Genomic DNA, 15,772 nt, shown 5'->3' with positions numbered 1-15,772 from the left:
CGGCCATGGCGACCGCCCCGCTGCCAGCGCCCGCCGCGCGCGACCCGGCCTGGTCCGGCCGCGTCGGCTGGACGCTGGCTGCCCTGCTGCTGCTGTGGCCGCTGCTGGTGGTCGCGGAGTTCCGTCCGTGGCAGCTGTTCTCGGTCGAAGGCCTGCGGCCCGCGGCGCACTTCCTGGCCGACTTCGTGCCACCGCGCGCGGATGCGCAGTTCCTGGCGCTGGTGGCGCGCGAGACCTGGCGCACCGTGGCCATCGCGACCTGCGGCATGGTGCTGGGCCTGGCCATCGGCGTGCCACTGGCGTTGCTGTCGGTGCGCACGCTGTCGATCTCGGCGCTGGCCGGGCGGATGGGCGTGGCGCCGGCGGCCCTGCGCTGGTTCGTGCGCGCGGTGCTGGTGGTCCTGCGCAGCGTGCCGGAACTGATCTGGGCCCTGGTGTTCGTGCGCGTGGTGGGCCTGGGCCCCACCGCCGGCGTGCTGGCCATCGGGCTCACCTATGGCGGCATGCTGGGCAAGGTGTACGGCGAGATCCTGGAGAGCGGCGACCCGCAGGCCGCGAGCGCCCTGCTGCGCAACGGCAGCGGCCGGCTGCAGGCATTCTTCTACGGCCTGTTGCCGCAGAACGCGTCGGAGCTCACCAGCTACACCGTCTACCGCTGGGAGTGCGCGATCCGCTCCTCCGCGGTGCTGGGTTTCGTGGGTGCCGGCGGACTGGGCCAGCAGATGGACAACGCGATGAAGATGTTCAACGGCGCCGAGGTCTGCACCCTGCTGGTGGTGTTCGTGCTGCTGGTCGCGCTCACCGACCGCCTGAGCGGCTGGTTGCGCCGGCTGCTCGGGTGAGGGCGATGGCAGGCATGGCCGATCCCGTCCCGCCGCCGTCCTGGCGCAGCTTGCGCCTGCGGGTGGCCGCCTTTCTGCTCGCCCTGCTGGGTCTCGTCGGCCTGAGCTTCGCCTCGCTGGACCTGCAGTGGGGCCGCTTCTTCGGGCCGCAGTCGCTGGCCCGCATGGGCCGCTTCGCCGGCGAGTTGCTGTCACCCAGCCTGGACGGCCGCTTCCTCGCCAGGCTGGCGCCGGCCCTGCTGGAGACGGTGGCGATGTCGGTGGTCGGCACCTTGCTGGCGGCGCTGGGCGGCCTGCTGCTGGCGCTGCCGGCCAGCCGCACCCATGCGGGCGATCCGGCCCGCTGGCGCGGCCCCAGCCGGCTGCTGCTGAACGTGCTGCGCAGCGTGCCCGAGCTGATGTGGGCGGCGCTGCTGCTGATCGCCGCCGGCCTCGGACCCTTCGCGGGCACGATGGCGCTGGCGCTGCACACCACCGGCGTGCTCGGGCGGCTGTTCGCCGAGGCGATCGAGAACGCCGCGCCCGAGCCCGGCTTCGCGCTGCGCGTGCGCGGCGTCGGCGAGGCGCGCGTGCTGGCCTACGCCGTGCTGCCCCAGGTGACCCCCCAGCTGCTCAGCTACACGCTGTACCGGTGGGAGAACAACATCCGCGCGGCCGCGGTGCTGGGCGTGGTGGGGGCGGGCGGCCTGGGGCAGTTGCTGGCGTTCCACCTCGGGCTGTTCCAGATGGCCGAGACCGCCACCATCCTGGCCGCGATGCTGGTGCTGGTGCTGGCGGTCGATGGCGCCAGCCACGGGCTGCGGCGCCTGCTCACTCGCTAGGCGCCTGCGCCGTGCGGGCTGCTAGCCGAGCAGCGCCTGCGCGAACTCGCGCGCGTTGAACGTCTCCAGGTCCTCGAGCTTCTCGCCCACGCCGATGAAGTAGACCGGCACCGGCTTTTCCTGCGCGATCGCCGCCAGCACGCCACCCTTGGCCGTGCCGTCGAGCTTGGTGACCACCAGGCCGGTGAGGCCGAGCGCGGCGTCGAAGGCCTTGACCTGCGCCAGCGCGTTCTGCCCGGTGTTGCCGTCGAGCACCAGCAGCACCTCGTGCGGAGCGTCGTCCTGCGCCTTCTGCAGCACGCGCTTGATCTTGCGCAGCTCCTCCATCAGGTGCAGCTGCGTCGGCAGGCGGCCCGCCGTGTCGACGATGACCACGTCCTTGCCGCGCGCGCGGCCGGCCGTCACGGCGTCGAAGCTCACCGCCGCCGGGTCGCCGCCTTCCTGGCTGACGATCTCGACCGTGTTCCGGTCGGCCCAGATGGCGAGCTGCTCGCGCGCCGCGGCGCGGAAGGTGTCGGCCGCGGCCAGCAGGACCGAGGCGCCTTCGTCGGCCAGGTGCTTGGTCAGCTTGCCGATCGAGGTCGTCTTGCCGGCGCCGTTGACGCCCGCGACCATGATCACGGTGGGCAGGCGCTCGCCGATCACCAGCTCCTTTTCCAGCGGCTTGAGCAGCTGCGCCAGGGCCTCGTTCAGGATGTTCTTGACCTGCACCGGTCGCGTGGCGCCGGTCGCCGCCACCTTGCGCTTGACCTCGGCCAGCAGGTGCTCGGTGGCCCGCACGCCGGTGTCCGCCAGCAGCAGCGCGGACTCGAGTTCCTCGTACAGGGCGTCGTCGATCTGGCCGCCGGTGAACACCTGGGCCAGGCTGGAGCCGGTCTTGCGCAGACCGGCGCTCAGGCGGTTCATCCAGCCCTGGCGTTCCGGCGCCACCGGCTCCACCGGCGCCTGCACCGGGATCTCCATCGGCCGCACCAGCGCGCTGCCGATGAGGCCGCCGCCGGTCAGCGGCGCCGGCGCGGGTGCCGGTGTCGGGATGGGTGCGGGTGCTGGCGCAGGTGCGGGTGTCGGGATGGGCGCGGGTGCGGGTGCAGGTACCGGTGCCGGGATCGGCGCCGCCGGGGCGGCAACGGGTGCCGGCGCGGGGCTCGAGACGACGGGTGGAGTGGTCGGCGCCGGGCTCGCAACCGGGGCCGGGGCGGGAGTCGGGGCCGGTTTGCGGCGAAAGAAACTGAACATCAGCGGGTTTCTAGAATCAATGGATTCTATGAAACGCCCCCTGCGATGCGTGGCCGCTGCCTGCTGGGCCACGCTGATCCTCGCCGGGCCGCCCGCGCAAGCGCAGGCCGTGCCCGCCACCTCCACCACCTCCGCCCCGGCCCGCGCCGGTGCCTCGGTGCCCGTCCAGTTCACCCTGGCCAACGGCATGACGCTCATCGTCAAGCCCGACCGGCGCGCGCCCACGGTGGCCCACATGCTGTGGGTGCGCGTGGGTGCCATGGATGAGGTCGACGGCACCAGCGGTGTCGCCCACATCCTGGAGCACATGCTCTTCAAGGGAACGGCCCAGCTCGGGCCGGGCGAGTTCTCGCGCCGCGTGGCCGCGATGGGCGGGCGCGAGAACGCCTTCACCAGCCGCGACGCCACCGGCTACTACCAGCAGATCCCCAGCAACCGGCTGGAGGAGGTGATGAAGCTGGAAGCCGACCGCTTCGCCAACAACCGCTGGCCCGACGACGAGTTCAGGCGCGAGCTCGAGGTCGTCAAGGAGGAGCGCCGGCTGCGCATCGAGGACTCGCCGCGGGCCATGCTGTACGAGGTGATCAGCGGCGCCACCTACCTGGCCTCGCCCTACCGGCGGCCGATCTCGGGCTGGATGGGCGACCTGGAGACCATGGCCCCGCAGGACGCACGCGAGTTCTTCCAGCGCTGGTACGTGCCGGCCAATGCCGCCGTCGTGGTGGCCGGCGACGTCGACCCGCAACAGGTGCGCCGGCTGGCCGAGCGCATCTACGGCACCATCCCGGCGCGTCCCGTGCCGGCGCGCAAGGCGCGCATCGAGCCGGCGCAGGCCGGCGCCCGCCGGGTCGAGCACAAGGCGCCGGCCGAGCAGTCGTACGTGGCGCTGTCGTACAAGGTCCCGCAACTGCGCGGCTTCGAGCCGGGCCCGGAAGGCGACGATGCGCTGGCGCTGACGGTGCTGGCCGCGGTCCTCGACGGCTACAGCGGCGCGCGGCTCGATCGCGCCCTGACGCAGGGGCCGGACCGCGTGGCCGACAGCGCCGGGGCCGGCAACGGCCTGTGGGGCCGCGGGCCGCAGCTGTTCACCCTCGACGGCGTGCCGGCGCCGGGCAAGACGCCCGAGCAGGTCGAGGCCGCCCTGCGTGCCGAGGTGGCCAAGGTGGCGCGCGAGGGCGTCAACGAGGCCGAACTGCAGCGCGTGAAGACGCGCTGGGTGGCTGCCGAGGTCTACAAGCTCGATTCCGTCTTCAGCCAGGCGCGCGAGCTGGGCACGTTCTGGGTGCAGGGCCTGCCCCTCGATGCCAGCGAGCGCCTGATCGAACGGCTCAAGGGCGTCACCGCCGCCCAGGTCCAGGGGGTCGCCGCCCGCTACTTCGGCGACGACCAGCTCACCGTCGGCATCCTGCGGCCGCTGCCGCGCGACCCGAACGCCCGTCCCCGCACGCCGCCGGCCGGCCTGCGCCATTGAGGTTGTCCGCATGACCCGTCTTCTTCCTGTCCTGCGCGCCGGCCTGGCAGCGGTGGCCTGCCTGGCCACGGCCTCGGCCAGCCTGGCGGCGCTGCCGATCCAGAAATGGCAACAAGCCAGCGGCGCCACCGTCTACCTGGTGGAAAGCCACGCCATCCCGATGGTCGACGTGCAGATCGACGTCGACGGCGGCGGCCGCCGCGATCCCGCCGCCCAGGCCGGGCTGGCCAGCCTCACCGCCTCCATGACCGGCAAGGGCGTGCTGGCGGCCGGCAACGAGCCGGCCCTCGACGAGAACCAGCTGGGCGAGGCCTGGGCCGACCTGGGCGCCGGCTTCGGCGGCGACGCCGGCAGCGACCGCATGAGCTTCAGCCTGCGTTCGCTGACCGACCCGGCATTGCTGGAGCGGGCGGTGCACCTGGCGGCGCGCCAGATCGGCGAGCCGTCGTTCCCATCCGACGTGTGGCTGCGCGATCGCCAGCGCATCGCCGCCTCCATCCGCGAGGCCAACACCCGCCCGGGCACCGTGGCCGGCCGCGCCTACCGGCAGGCCGTGTACGGCGGCCATCCCTACGGCTACGAGACCACCGAGGCCACGCTGGCCGCCATCGAGGTGGACGACATGCGGCGCTTCCATCGCGCGCACGTGCTGCCGTGCCGGGCCAAGGCCAGCGTGGTGGGCAACGTCACCCGGGCCCAGGCCGATGCCATCGTCGCCGAGCTGCTGTCGCGGCTGCCGCAGGGCACCGGCGCCTGTCCGGTGCTGCCGCCGGTGGCCGACGTGCCGCCGCTCGCCGCCCCGGCCGCCATCGCCGTGCCGTTCCAGTCGGCGCAGGCCCACGTGCTGTTCGGCCAGCCCGGCTTCCGGCGCAGCGACCCCGACTTCTTCCCCCTGCTGGTGGGCAACTACATCCTCGGTGGCAGCGGGCTGGTGTCGCGCCTGTCGGACGAGGTGCGCGAGAAGCGCGGGCTGTCGTATGGCGCGTCGAGCTCGTTCTCGCCCGGGCTGCACGCCGGCGCCTTCACGGTGGGCCTGCAGACCCGGCCCGACCAGGCGGCGCAGGCGACCCAGGTCGCGCGCGAGACCGTGGCCCGCTTCGTGGCCGAGGGCCCGAGCGCGGCCGAACTGAAGGCCGCCAAGGACAACCTGGTGGGCGGGTTCGCGCTGCGCATCGACAGCAACCGCAAGCTGCTGGACAACGTGGCCTCGATCGCCTGGAACGAATTGCCGCTGGACTACCTGGACACCTGGACGGCGCAGGTGGAACGCGTCACTGCCGAGCAGGTGCGGGCGGCCATGGCGCGCAAGCTGCAGCCCGAGCGCATGGTCACCATCACCGTGGGCGCGACGCCGCCGGCGGTGCGCTGAGTCCTGTCAGTCATGACAGGGCCGCAGTGCGGGCGGCCCGAGCCCTGCTCAAGAATGGAGCCACCTGCTGTCACACAGGTGCCCGAGGAGCAACGTCAGGGCGACAACGCATCGCAAGCAGAGAGGATTCGGCGCGGGCCCCACGGGACCCGCGCCGATTTTTTTCGGGGCGGGCGGTAAGCTCGCCGCATGCCCAGAGCCACCGCCCCTGTCGCCCGCCGCGCCGTCCACGAGGTGCGCATCATCGGCGGCCAGTGGAAGCGCACCCGGCTGCCGGTGGCCGACAAGCCCGGCCTGCGTCCCACGCCGGATCGCGTGCGCGAGACGCTCTTCAACTGGCTCGGCCAGGACCTGGGCGGCTGGCGCTGCGTCGACGCGTTCGCCGGCTCCGGCGCGCTGGGACTGGAAGCCGCCTCGCGCGGCGCCGCGCAGGTGCTGCTGGTCGAGCAGGACCCCGAGCTGGTCGCCACCCTGCGCAGCGTGAAGGCCCGGTTGTCGGCCGACACGGTGGAGGTGCGGCGCGCCAACGGCCTGTCGGTGCTGAAGGACCTGGCCGGCACGCAGCAGGACCTGGTGTTCCTCGACCCGCCGTTCGATGCCGACCTGTTCGACAAGGCGGTGGCGGCGGCGGTCCCGACCCTGGCGCCGCAAGGGCTGCTGTACCTGGAGGCGCCCACGGCCTGGTCGGTGGCGCAGGCGGCCGGGCGGGGGCTGGAGCTGCGGCGCCACATCCGGGCCGGGGCCGTCCACGCCCACCTGCTGGGCCTGGCCGCCGGCGCGGCGCCATAATGCCTCCCCGGCTCGACCCCCGAGGCACCATGGCCCAGAACCAACCCGTGATCGCTGTCTATCCAGGCACCTTCGACCCCATGACCCTGGGGCACGAAGACGTGATCCGCCGCGCCATCCAGCTGTTCCCGCGGGTCATCGTGGCGGTCGCGGCGGGCCACCACAAGAAGGCGATGTTCACGCTCCCCGAGCGCATCGACATGGCCCGCCAGGTGGTGGCCGAGTACCCGCAGGTCGAGGTGGAGAGCTTCTCCGGCCTGCTGCGCGACTTCGTTGTCGCCCGCGGCGGCAAGGCCATGGTGCGCGGCCTGCGCGCGGTGACCGATTTCGACTACGAGTTCCAGCTGGCGGGCATGAACCGCAGCCTCATGCCCGAGGTCGAGACAGTGTTCCTCACGCCCAGCGACAAGTACCAGTTCATCAGCAGCACCTTCGTGCGCGAGATCGCGGTGCTCGGCGGCGAGGTCGACAAGTTCGTCTCGCCGCTGGTGCAGCAGCGCCTGATGGAGAAGGTGCGCAGCCTGGGCGGCACCTAGCCGGGCAGCCGGCCCAGCCACTCGCGCAGCAGGGCGTTCACCGCCTCGGGCTGCTCCATGGTCAGCATGTGGCCGCAGTGCGGCAGCAGCGTGAGCTCGGCGCCGGGGATGAGGGCGGCGATCTCGCGCGACAGCGCCGGCGGCGTGAGCCGGTCGTCCTCGCCGCACACCACCAGGGTCGGGCAGCGCACCTGCGGCAGGTGGGCCCGCGCATCCGGCCGCGCGACGATGGCGCGGTTCTGGCGGATCAACTGCGTGGCGCCGGCGCGCAGCACGAACGCGAGGTAGTCGGCCTGCAGGGCGGCGTCGGCGGCATGGAAGGCCAGGTCGGCATTGGGCCGGATCACCTCCTCGACGCGGCCCTGCGCGAACAGCACCATGGCCTGCTCGCGCAGCTGGCGCATCTCCGGGCTCTCGGGCTGGGCGTTGGTGCCGAGCAGCGCCAGGCCGGTAACGCGATCGGGTGCCTGGCGCACCGCCTCCATCGCGACGATGCCGCCCATCGACGCACCGCACAGCACCAGCGGGCCGGGGTGGCGCGCCAGCAGCGCCGCCGCCATCTCCGGGATGCTGGCGTGGCGCATGTGGACGTCGCTCACCTGCGGCTGCCAGCGGGCCAGGCCGGCCAGCTGGTGGCGCCACATGGCGGCGTCGGCCGCCAGCCCCGGCAGCAGGACCAGGGTGTTCACAGGAAGTGCTCCGTGGCGCCGCCCAGGCCGAGGGCAGCGTAGAGCGCGGCGGCCTGGCGGCGCAGGCGCCGGGACTCGGGCTGGGCGCGCAGCTGGGGCTGCAGCAGGTTCTGCGCGCCGCCCAGGTGGCCGCTGCGCACCAGCGCGTCGAGGTGGATCTGCGCGAACAGGTCGCGCTGGGCGTGGCTGCCGCCGATCTCCAGCAGGCGCGGCAGCGCCTGGCCGAGGTCGCGCACGCAGGCTGCGTGGTCGCCGCGCGTCCAGGCCAGCAGGCCACGCGCGGCCGGCCAGGCGACCTCGGCCCAGGCGGCGTCGGTCGGGCCGGCCGCGCGCGCCCTGGCCGCGATGTTGGCCAGCAGCGTGTCGGCCTCGGGCCGGCCGGCGCGGCCCAGTCCGACCAGGTACTGCAGGTCCAGGAAGGGTAGCACCTGGTCGGCCGTGCGCCGGGCCAGGTAGCCGGCCACGTCGTCCCAGCGGCTGCCGACGTCGACGCCGGCCAGTTCGAGCCGCGCCAGCAGCGACACGGCATTGACCTGGTCCTGCGTGTAGTCGCAGGCGACGCCCCAGACCTGCTGGTCGTAGAGCGCCAGCACCTCGTCGGCGCGGTCGAGGTCGAGCGCGAACAGCGCCTGGTGCCACCAGTTGTGCGTGACCATGAACGAGTTCAGCCCGGTCCAGGTCTCGCTGACGTCGGCCAGGAAGTCGTGGCCTTCGTGCAGCCGCCCCTGCGTGAGCAGCACGTGCGCCAGCGCGTGGTGCGCCCAGGGCTCCTTGCGCCGCATGGCAATGGCGGTGCGGGCCTGCGTCTCGGCCTCGTCGAGGGCGTGGCACTGCTCCCAGGCGAAGGCCAGCATGCCGTGCAGGTAGGGCACGTCGGCCGCCGCGGGCAGCGCGGCGAGGGCCATGCGCAGCATGCCGGGCGAGTCGCCGCGGTTGAACAGGTGGTAATGGCCGAGCTTGAGCGACGCCAGGTCGCGCGGGTGCTCGCGCGCCTGTGCCTCGTGCAGGGCGACGGCGCTCGGGATGTCGCCGTCGGCCCAGGCCGCGACGGCGGCAATGAACTGCCGCTCGCGCGGGGTGGCGGCGTGCGCGCCGGCCTGCGCGCGCAGCACGTGCGGGCGGGCGCTGGCGGCCGCGGTGGCGGACTCGGCGAACAGGTGCACGGCCGCGATCGCCGCCTGGACGATGGGGCTGGGATCGTGCTGCGCCTGCAGCACGTTGGCCGCCCGCGCCTCGCTGGCGATGAACCCCTCGACGAAGTCGTTCAGCAGCGCCAGGCTGGCGCCGCCGCCGTCCAGCGTGACGGGGTTGCCGAGCGTGTCAGTCCACATGCTCCCGTGACCCCGCCGGTGGCTGCGGCCAGGCCGGCATCGGCTCGCGCAGCAGCTCGAAGGCCCGCGCGACCTGCAGCACGCCGAGGTCGTCGAAACGCTGGCCGGCGATCTGCAGCCCGATCGGCAGGCCGTCGCGGGTGAAGCCGCAGTGGACCGACGCCGCCGGCTGCTCGGACATGTTGAACGGCACGGTGAAGCCGATGTGCTCCAGCGGCCGCAGCGGGTCGTTGGTGGGCGACGGCAGCTCGGCCGGGAAGGCCGGCACCGGCGACACGGGCGACAGCACGTAGTCGAACGCACGGCAGGCGGCGACGGTGGCGACGCGGGTGGCGTGGAACTGGCTCGCAGCCTTGAACATCGCCTCGCCGCCGAGCGTGGCGGCGCTGTCGGCCCACCGGCGGATGTAGGGCAGCACCAGCGCCCGACGCTCCGGCGGCAGGGCCTTCAGGTCGACATGCGAGCGCATGCGCCAGAAGTGGTCCATGCCGTCGAGCATGCCCTGGGTCATGAACGGCTGCATCGGCAGCACCGTGGCGCCGGCGCGCTCGAACAGGCGGGCGGCATGCTCGATGGCCGAGCGCACCTCGGGCAGCACGGCCAGGCCGCAGCCCGCCTCCAGCAGCAGGCCGATGCGCAGGCCGCGCAGGCGGCCGACGCCGCGGTCGCTGTCGTGCCAGGCGATGTCCTGCCACGGCAGGCTCATGCTGTCGCGCGGGTCGGCTCCCGACAGCACCTGCATCAGCAGTGCCGCATCGGCGACGCTGCGCGTCATCGGCCCGGCGGCACGGCCGGTGTACGGCGGGTCGATCGGGATGCGGCCCAGGCTGGGCTTGAGCGTGAAGATGCCGCACCAGCCGGCCGGCAGGCGCAGCGAGCCGCCGATGTCGGTGCCCACGTGCAGCGGCCCGTAGCCGGCCGCCGCGGCGGCGCCGGCGCCGGCGCTGGAGCCGCCGGGCGTCTTGGTCAGGTCCCACGGGTTGCGCGCCAGCGCGTGGTAGCTGGACAGCCCCGAGGAGAGCATGCCGTAGTCGGGCATGGTGGTCTTGGCGACCACCACGCCGCCGCTGTCGCGGACCCGGGCGGCGGGCGGGGCGTCGGCAGCCGCCGGCACCAGGTCGACGGCGGCGGTGCCCAGCGGCGTGGGGTCGCCGGCGGTGGCGATGTTGTCCTTGAGCGTGACGGGCACGCCGTCGATGGGGCCGAGCGGCTCGCCGCGCAGCCAGCGCGCCTCGCTCGCCCGCGCCTGCGCCAGCGCGCGCTCCGGACGCAGCAGGAACAGGGCCTGCAGGTGCGGCTCCCAGCGCTCGATGTGGCGCAGGACAGCCTGGGTGACGTCGACGGGCGACAACTCACGCCGGCGGTAGCCCGCCACCATCTCGGTGGCGGGGAGATCGTGCAGTTGCGGCATCAGGCCCAGGTCAGCGCGGAGAGGTCGTTCGCGAAGATCGGGAAGTCCTTCCAGAGTCCCTTCATGTTCTTGTTGGCCACCGTGACCCACTGCGGCTGGTACAGGAACGCGTGCACGCAGTCGTCGGCCAGCAGGCGCTGGGCGTCGGCCAGCAGCTTGGAGCGGTCCTGCGGGCGCTGGGCCTTCTTCAGGCGGTCGTAGATCTCGTTGAACTTCGGGTTGGAGTAGTTCCAGTAGTAGTCGGGCTTGGCGAAGTTGCCCAGGTCGAACGGCTCGACGTGCGAAATGATGGTCAGTTCGTAGTTGTGGGCGCCGCCATAGGTGTTGGACAGCCACTGGGCCCACTCGACGTTCTGCAGCTTGGCCGTGATGCCCACCTTGGACAGCTGCGAGGCGATGACCTCGCCGCCCTGGCGCGCGTAGGGTGGCGGCGGAAGGGTGATGGTGAGCTCCAGCGGGCCGCCGATGCCGGCCTCCTTGAGCAGGGCGCGGGCGCGGTCCGGGTTGTACGGGTTCACGCCGGTGGTGTCGACGTAGCCGAACGCGCCCGGCACGTAGTGGCTGCCGATCGGCGCGCCGTAGCCGTCGCCGGCGCCCTGGATGACGGCCTTGCGGTCGATGGCGGCGGCGATGGCGCGGCGCACGCGCACGTCGTCGAGCGGTTTCTTCTTGTTGTTGATGGCCAGGATGGTCTTGGCGCGCGAGCCGCTCACGACGACCTGGAACTTCGGGTTGTCCTTGAACTGCGCCACGCTGCGCGGCGTGACGCGCGGGAAGGCGTCGACGTCGCCGGCCAGCAGCGCGGCGACCTGCGCCGCCGGGTCGGGGATGAAGCGGAAGGTCGCGCGCTTGAGCTTGATGGCGGCGGCGTTGCGGTAGCCGTCCCACTTGGCCAGCGTGACCGACGAGCCCTTGACCCAGTTCTCCAGGCGGTACGGGCCGGTGCCGGTGGGCTTGGTGGCGTTGCCGTCGGCGCTCTTGGGCTCGACGATCACGGCCGTGGCCTGGCCGAGCAGGAACGGGAAGTCGGGATCGATCTCCTTGGTGAGGATGACGACCGTGTTCTCGTCGATGACCTGCGTGCTGATGTTGGCGAAGGTGCGCTTGTCCTTGTTGGTGCTCTTGTCGCCGCCGGCGCGGTCGAACGAGAACTTCACCGCCTGGGCGTTGAACGGCTCGCCGTTGTGGAACTTCACGCCCTTGCGCAGCTTGAAGGTGTAGGTGGTGAGGTCGGGCGAGACCTCCCAGCTCTCGGCCAGCAGCGGCGTGACGCTGCCGTCGGCGTTGATCTTGGTGAGCGTCTCGAAGACGTTGTAGAGCGTCACCTCGCCGATGGACGACGCCGCCCCGCCGGTGGGGTCGAGGCCGGGGCTGGGCTCCAGCGCCATGGCCAGCACGATGCTGTCCTTCCGGGCCTGCGCCAGGGCGAGGTCGGGCAGCGCCAGCGGCAGGCCGGCGAGGGCGGCGGAAGACAGGACGGTCCGTCGGTTCAGCATGGTGGGGCTCCAGGGAGGTTCAGGTGGGATACGGTGCGGCCTGGCTCAGCGGCGCGCAGGGCATCATCCCCGACATTCTCGCGCGCAGGCAAGAGGGATTGCTCATGCCGCGGGCGGCTCGGCGCGCGGCACGGCGGCCAGCAGGGCGCGGGTGTAGGGGTGCTCGGCGGCCTGGAACAGGCGCTCGGGCGGACCCTGTTCGACGATGGCGCCCTTCCACAGCACCGCGACGTCGTCGCACAGGTGGTGCACCACGGCCAGGTCGTGGCTGATCAGCATGTAGGTGACGCCGAATTCGCGCTGCAGGTCCTGCATCAGGTTGAGCACCTGCGCCTGCACCGAAACGTCGAGCGCGCTCACCGGCTCGTCGGCGACGATCAGGCGCGGCCGGGTGACCAGGGCGCGCGCGATGGCGATGCGCTGGCGCTGGCCGCCCGAGAACTCGTGCGGGTACTTGCCCAGGTCGTTGGCGCGCAGGCCCACCGATTCCAGCACCTCGCTGGCCCGCCGGTGCCTCTCGGCGGCGGCGCTGCCCTGCGCGGCCAGCGGCTCGCTGACGATGCGCTCGACGGTCTGGCGCGGATCGAGCGAGCCGTAGGGGTCCTGGAACACCATCTGGAAGTCGCGGCGCGCACGCCGCAGCTCGTCGCGCGGCAGCGCATGCAGGTCGCGGCCGTCGAGCAGCACCCGGCCCGCCGTCGGCTGGTCGAGCGCCATCACCAGCCGCGCGAGCGTGGACTTGCCCGAGCCGGATTCGCCCACGATGCCCAGGCTGCGGCCGGCGGCGATGGTGAAGCTCACGCCGTCGAGGGCGCGCATCGTCGGCGGCGGCGCGAACAGCGAGGTGCGCGGCATCGTGTAGTCGCGCGCCAGGTTCTCCACCTGCAGCAGCGGTGCGTTCATGCGGCCGCCTCCGCCTGCCGGGCGGCCGCCACGGCATCCAGGCGGATGCAGCGCGCCTGCTGGCCGGGCGCGATGGTCACCGGCGGCGGCGCGGTGACGTGGCATTCGGCGATCGTGAACCGGCAGCGCCCGGCGAACGGGCAGCCCGGCGGCAGGTCGGCCAGTTCGGGCACGGTGCCGGGGATGGTGACCAGCCGTCCGCCGCGCGCCGCCCCCAGGCGCGGCCGGGCACCGAACAGGCCCAGCGTGTACGGGTGCATGCGGTTGGCGAATACCGCGCGCGTGGGGCCGCTCTCGACCACCGAGCCGCCGTACATCACCAGCATCTCGCGCACGTTCTGCGCCACCACGCCCAGATCGTGCGAGATCAGGATCAGCGCCATGCCGCGCTCGGCGACCAGCTCGCGGATGAGGTCCAGGATCTGCTGCTGGATGGTGACGTCCAGCGCGGTGGTCGGCTCGTCGGCGATCAGCAGGTCGGGGCCGCAGGCCAGGGCCATGGCGATGGTGATGCGCTGGCGCTGGCCGCCGGAGAACTGGTGCGGGTAGGCGTCGAAGCGGCGGGCGGCGTCCGGGATGCCCACGCGGTCGAGCAACGCCAGGGCCTCCTTGCGCGCCTGTGCGGCGTTGAGGCCGCGGTGCAGGCGCAGCGGTTCGGCCACCTGGCGGCCGATGGTGTGCACCGGGTTCAGGGCCGTCATCGGCTCCTGGAACACCATGCCGATGCGGTCGCCGCGCAGGGCGCACAGGGCCGACTCGGGCAGGCCGACCAGCTCCTGGCCGTCGAAGCGGATGCTGCCGGTCACTTTCGCGCCCTCGGGCAGCAGGCCCATCAGGGCCATGACGGTGATCGACTTGCCGCAGCCCGATTCGCCCACCAGCCCCAGCGTCTGGCCGCGCTCGAGCGTGAAGCCGGCATCGCGCACGGCGCGCGCCGGCCCGCGCTGCGTCTGCAGCACGATGGTCAGGTCCTTCACTTCGAGCAGCGGCATCGGTCTCAGCGCTTGCGGGCCAGGCGCGGGTCGAGCAGGTCGCGCAACCCGTCTCCCAGCAGGTTGAGCCCGAGCACGGCCAGCGCGATGGCCACGCCGGGAAACACGGCCAGCAACGGGGCCTGGAACATCAGCGTCTGGGCCTCGCTCAGCATGCGGCCCCAGGAGGGCTGCGGCGGCTGCGTGCCCAGGCCCAGGTAGGACAGCGCAGCTTCCGCCAGGATGGCGATGGCGAACCGGATCGTCGCCTGCACTATCAGCACCGACACGATGTTGGGCAGCACGTGCTCCATGGTGATGCTGAACACGCCCTTGCCGCAGGCGCGCGCGGCCAGCACGAACTCGCGCCCCCAGACCCCGTTGGCCGAGGCGCGCGTGATGCGCGCGAAGGTGGGGATGTTGTAGATGCCGATGGCGATGATGGCGTTCACCATCCCGGGGCCGAACACGGCGGTCAGCATGATGGCCGACAGGATGGCGGGGAAGGCGAAGCCAAAGTCGGCGATGCGCATGATCACCTCCTCGACCCAGCCGCGGCGGGCCGAGGCGAGCAGGCCCAGCGCGGTGCCCGCCAGCAGGCCGATGCCGACCGCGATGACGCCGACCACCATGGACGCCCGGGCGCCGACCAGCAGCAGCGAGACCTCGTCGCGCCCGTAGGGGTCGGTGCCCAGCCAGTGGGTGCCGCCCGGCGGCAGCAGCCTGGCGGCCATGTCGACGTCGTAGGGCGAGTGCGGCGTCCAGGCTAGCGAGAGCGCGGCGGCGGCGGCGAGCAGCAGCGTCAGCAGGCCGCCGAGCACGAAGCTGCGGTGGCGCAGCGCGCGCCGCCAGAAGCCCGGGCCGCGTGCGGGCGGCGTGGCCACCAGGCCGGCGACGTCGGCGCTCATATGTCGCTCGCCTTCACGCGCGGGTCGATGCTGGCGTACAGCAGGTCGACCACGAAGTTGACGATCACCACCATGGCCGCCAGCAGCATGACGCAGTTGCGCACCACGATGAGGTCGCGGTTGGAGATCGACTGGAAGATCAGGCGTCCCAGGCCGGGCAGGTAGAACACGCTCTCCACCACGATGGTGCCGGCGAGCAGTTCGGCGAACTGCAGCCCCATGACGGTGACCACGGGAATCAGGGCGTTGCGCAGCACATGGCCCCACAGCGTGCCGCGCTCGCTGACGCCCTTGGCACGCGCGGTGCGCACGAAGTCCTCGCGCAGCACGTCCAGCACCGCCGACCGCGTGATGCGCGCCAGGATGGCCGACTGCACGGCGGCCAGCGACACGGCCGGCAGCAGCAATGCCCGCAGGCCCGGCAGGATGCCTTCGTCCCAGCCGGGGAAGCCGCCGGCCGAGAACCACTTGAGCTGGACCGAGAACAGCAGGATGAGGAGGATGGCGAACCAGAAGTTGGGGATGGCGATGCCCACCTGCGACAGCCCCATGACGGCGAGGTCGCCGGGCTTGTTGTGGCGCGCGGCGGCGTAGATGCCCGCCGCCAGCGCGATGGCCGCGGTGAATGCCATGGCCATCACGGCCAGCGGCACAGTCAGGCTCAGCCGTTGCGCGACCAGCTCGGACACCGGCGTGCTGTAGGCGTAGCTGTTGCCGAGGTCGCCGTTGAGCATGCCGCCCACCCAGTGCAGGTAGCGCTCCATCGGTGGCCGGTCGATGCCGAGCTGGACGGCCAGCGCCTGCACCGCCTCCGGCGACGCGTCGGGCCCCATGAGGATCTGGGCCGCGTTGCCCGGCAGGATCTCCAGCACCAGGAACACCACCGCCGAGGCGCCAACCAGCGTGGCGATCAGGGTGATCAGGCGCTTGAAGAGGAAGATGCTCATGCAGGCGGGGATAATGCCAGATCACCCCCAGGCAACTACCCTCTCCGGAGCG

The 15,772-nt window shown here is 72.6% G+C and carries 15 protein-coding genes; 6 read left to right on the top strand and 9 right to left on the bottom strand.

All coding sequences use genetic code 11. The annotated features are described in order from the left end of the window. Positions 1 to 5 precede the first annotated feature (5 nt). Positions 6 to 842: a PhnE/PtxC family ABC transporter permease gene (locus GON04_RS11330; protein WP_157397971.1), complete on the top strand. Its 837-nt coding sequence runs from the start codon at positions 6 to 8 to the stop codon at positions 840 to 842. Positions 843 to 847: 5 nt separating this feature from the next. Further along, positions 848 to 1,663: a phosphonate ABC transporter, permease protein PhnE gene (phnE, locus tag GON04_RS11325; protein WP_157397970.1), complete on the top strand. Its 816-nt coding sequence runs from the start codon at positions 848 to 850 to the stop codon at positions 1,661 to 1,663. A gap of 21 nt (positions 1,664 to 1,684) precedes the next feature. Here the strand turns inward: phnE and ftsY are convergent, their stop codons facing one another. Next, a complete protein-coding gene (gene ftsY, locus GON04_RS11320) occupies positions 1,685 to 2,899 on the bottom strand; it encodes a signal recognition particle-docking protein FtsY (RefSeq protein WP_157397969.1) in 1,215 nt (404 codons plus the stop codon). A gap of 28 nt (positions 2,900 to 2,927) precedes the next feature. Between ftsY and GON04_RS11315 the strand changes: the two genes are divergently transcribed. From GON04_RS11315 to coaD, 4 genes are all read left to right on the top strand, one after another. After that, positions 2,928 to 4,370, top strand: a complete 1,443-nt coding sequence (locus tag GON04_RS11315; RefSeq protein WP_157397968.1) for a M16 family metallopeptidase — start codon at positions 2,928 to 2,930, stop codon at positions 4,368 to 4,370. A 10-nt stretch (positions 4,371 to 4,380) separates the two neighbouring features. Next, a complete protein-coding gene (locus GON04_RS11310; RefSeq protein ID WP_157397967.1) occupies positions 4,381 to 5,739 on the top strand; it encodes a M16 family metallopeptidase in 1,359 nt (452 codons plus the stop codon). Between the two features lie 189 nt (positions 5,740 to 5,928). Continuing rightward, a complete protein-coding gene (gene rsmD, locus GON04_RS11305; protein ID WP_157397966.1) occupies positions 5,929 to 6,528 on the top strand; it encodes a 16S rRNA (guanine(966)-N(2))-methyltransferase RsmD in 600 nt (199 codons plus the stop codon). 29 nt (positions 6,529 to 6,557) lie between these two features. Then, the gene (coaD, locus tag GON04_RS11300; RefSeq protein ID WP_157397965.1) at positions 6,558 to 7,064 is read left to right on the top strand and encodes a pantetheine-phosphate adenylyltransferase; all 507 of its coding nucleotides are present in this window, start codon (positions 6,558 to 6,560) and stop codon (positions 7,062 to 7,064) included. On the opposite strand, the gene GON04_RS11295 is transcribed toward coaD, so the two are convergent. The 8 genes from GON04_RS11295 to GON04_RS11260 all read right to left on the bottom strand — a co-directional run bounded on the left by GON04_RS11295 (position 7,061) and on the right by GON04_RS11260 (position 15,720). Beyond that, complete coding sequence (locus tag GON04_RS11295; RefSeq protein ID WP_338050935.1) at positions 7,061 to 7,753, bottom strand: alpha/beta fold hydrolase; 693 nt, start codon at positions 7,751 to 7,753, stop codon at positions 7,061 to 7,063. The two genes, coaD and GON04_RS11295, sit on opposite strands and share 4 nt — an antisense overlap. Beyond that, positions 7,750 to 9,084, bottom strand: coding sequence for a tetratricopeptide repeat protein (locus GON04_RS11290; protein WP_157397964.1), 1,335 nt, complete (start codon positions 9,082 to 9,084; stop codon positions 7,750 to 7,752). Before GON04_RS11290 ends, GON04_RS11295 begins: the two co-directional genes overlap by 4 nt. Beyond that, entirely contained in the window at positions 9,074 to 10,495 is a 1,422-nt protein-coding gene (locus tag GON04_RS11285; RefSeq protein WP_157397963.1) for an amidase, read from the bottom strand. The genes GON04_RS11290 and GON04_RS11285 overlap by 11 nt, the downstream gene beginning before the upstream one ends. Continuing rightward, positions 10,495 to 11,991, bottom strand: a complete 1,497-nt coding sequence (locus tag GON04_RS11280) for an ABC transporter substrate-binding protein (protein WP_157397962.1) — start codon at positions 11,989 to 11,991, stop codon at positions 10,495 to 10,497. The genes GON04_RS11285 and GON04_RS11280 overlap by 1 nt, the downstream gene beginning before the upstream one ends. A gap of 102 nt (positions 11,992 to 12,093) precedes the next feature. Next, positions 12,094 to 12,894 (bottom strand): ATP-binding cassette domain-containing protein, encoded by an 801-nt coding sequence (locus tag GON04_RS11275; RefSeq protein WP_157397961.1) that lies wholly within the window; start codon positions 12,892 to 12,894, stop codon positions 12,094 to 12,096. Beyond that, a complete protein-coding gene (locus GON04_RS11270; protein ID WP_157397960.1) occupies positions 12,891 to 13,886 on the bottom strand; it encodes an ABC transporter ATP-binding protein in 996 nt (331 codons plus the stop codon). The genes GON04_RS11275 and GON04_RS11270 overlap by 4 nt, the downstream gene beginning before the upstream one ends. 5 nt (positions 13,887 to 13,891) lie before the next feature. After that, entirely contained in the window at positions 13,892 to 14,773 is an 882-nt protein-coding gene (locus GON04_RS11265) for an ABC transporter permease (RefSeq protein ID WP_181653995.1), read from the bottom strand. Continuing rightward, positions 14,770 to 15,720, bottom strand: coding sequence for an ABC transporter permease (locus GON04_RS11260; RefSeq protein ID WP_157397959.1), 951 nt, complete (start codon positions 15,718 to 15,720; stop codon positions 14,770 to 14,772). The genes GON04_RS11265 and GON04_RS11260 overlap by 4 nt, the downstream gene beginning before the upstream one ends. Between the last annotated feature and the right edge of the window lie 52 nt (positions 15,721 to 15,772).

The organism is Ramlibacter pinisoli (assembly GCF_009758015.1).
Taxonomy (GTDB): domain Bacteria; phylum Pseudomonadota; class Gammaproteobacteria; order Burkholderiales; family Burkholderiaceae_C; genus Ramlibacter; species Ramlibacter pinisoli.
This window is presented reverse-complemented; position numbering and strand designations above follow the sequence as displayed.

Bases quoted from the DNA above. Each gene is read 5' to 3' on its own strand.
- GON04_RS11315 (WP_157397968.1), top strand. From the start codon at position 2,928: ATGAAACGCCCCCTGCGATGCGTGGCCGCTGCCTGCTGGGCCACGCTG.
- GON04_RS11260 (WP_157397959.1), bottom strand. From the start codon at position 15,720: ATGAGCATCTTCCTCTTCAAGCGCCTGATCACCCTGATCGCCACGCTG.
- GON04_RS11265 (WP_181653995.1), bottom strand. From the start codon at position 14,773: ATGAGCGCCGACGTCGCCGGCCTGGTGGCCACGCCGCCCGCACGCGGC.
- GON04_RS11280 (WP_157397962.1), bottom strand. From the start codon at position 11,991: ATGCTGAACCGACGGACCGTCCTGTCTTCCGCCGCCCTCGCCGGCCTG.
- GON04_RS11275 (WP_157397961.1), bottom strand. From the start codon at position 12,894: ATGAACGCACCGCTGCTGCAGGTGGAGAACCTGGCGCGCGACTACACG.
- rsmD (WP_157397966.1), top strand. From the start codon at position 5,929: ATGCCCAGAGCCACCGCCCCTGTCGCCCGCCGCGCCGTCCACGAGGTG.
- GON04_RS11270 (WP_157397960.1), bottom strand. From the start codon at position 13,886: ATGCCGCTGCTCGAAGTGAAGGACCTGACCATCGTGCTGCAGACGCAG.
- ftsY (WP_157397969.1), bottom strand. From the start codon at position 2,899: ATGTTCAGTTTCTTTCGCCGCAAACCGGCCCCGACTCCCGCCCCGGCC.
- phnE (WP_157397970.1), top strand. From the start codon at position 848: ATGGCAGGCATGGCCGATCCCGTCCCGCCGCCGTCCTGGCGCAGCTTG.
- GON04_RS11310 (WP_157397967.1), top strand. From the start codon at position 4,381: ATGACCCGTCTTCTTCCTGTCCTGCGCGCCGGCCTGGCAGCGGTGGCC.
- coaD (WP_157397965.1), top strand. From the start codon at position 6,558: ATGGCCCAGAACCAACCCGTGATCGCTGTCTATCCAGGCACCTTCGAC.
- GON04_RS11290 (WP_157397964.1), bottom strand. From the start codon at position 9,084: ATGTGGACTGACACGCTCGGCAACCCCGTCACGCTGGACGGCGGCGGC.
- GON04_RS11330 (WP_157397971.1), top strand. From the start codon at position 6: ATGGCGACCGCCCCGCTGCCAGCGCCCGCCGCGCGCGACCCGGCCTGG.
- GON04_RS11285 (WP_157397963.1), bottom strand. From the start codon at position 10,495: ATGCCGCAACTGCACGATCTCCCCGCCACCGAGATGGTGGCGGGCTAC.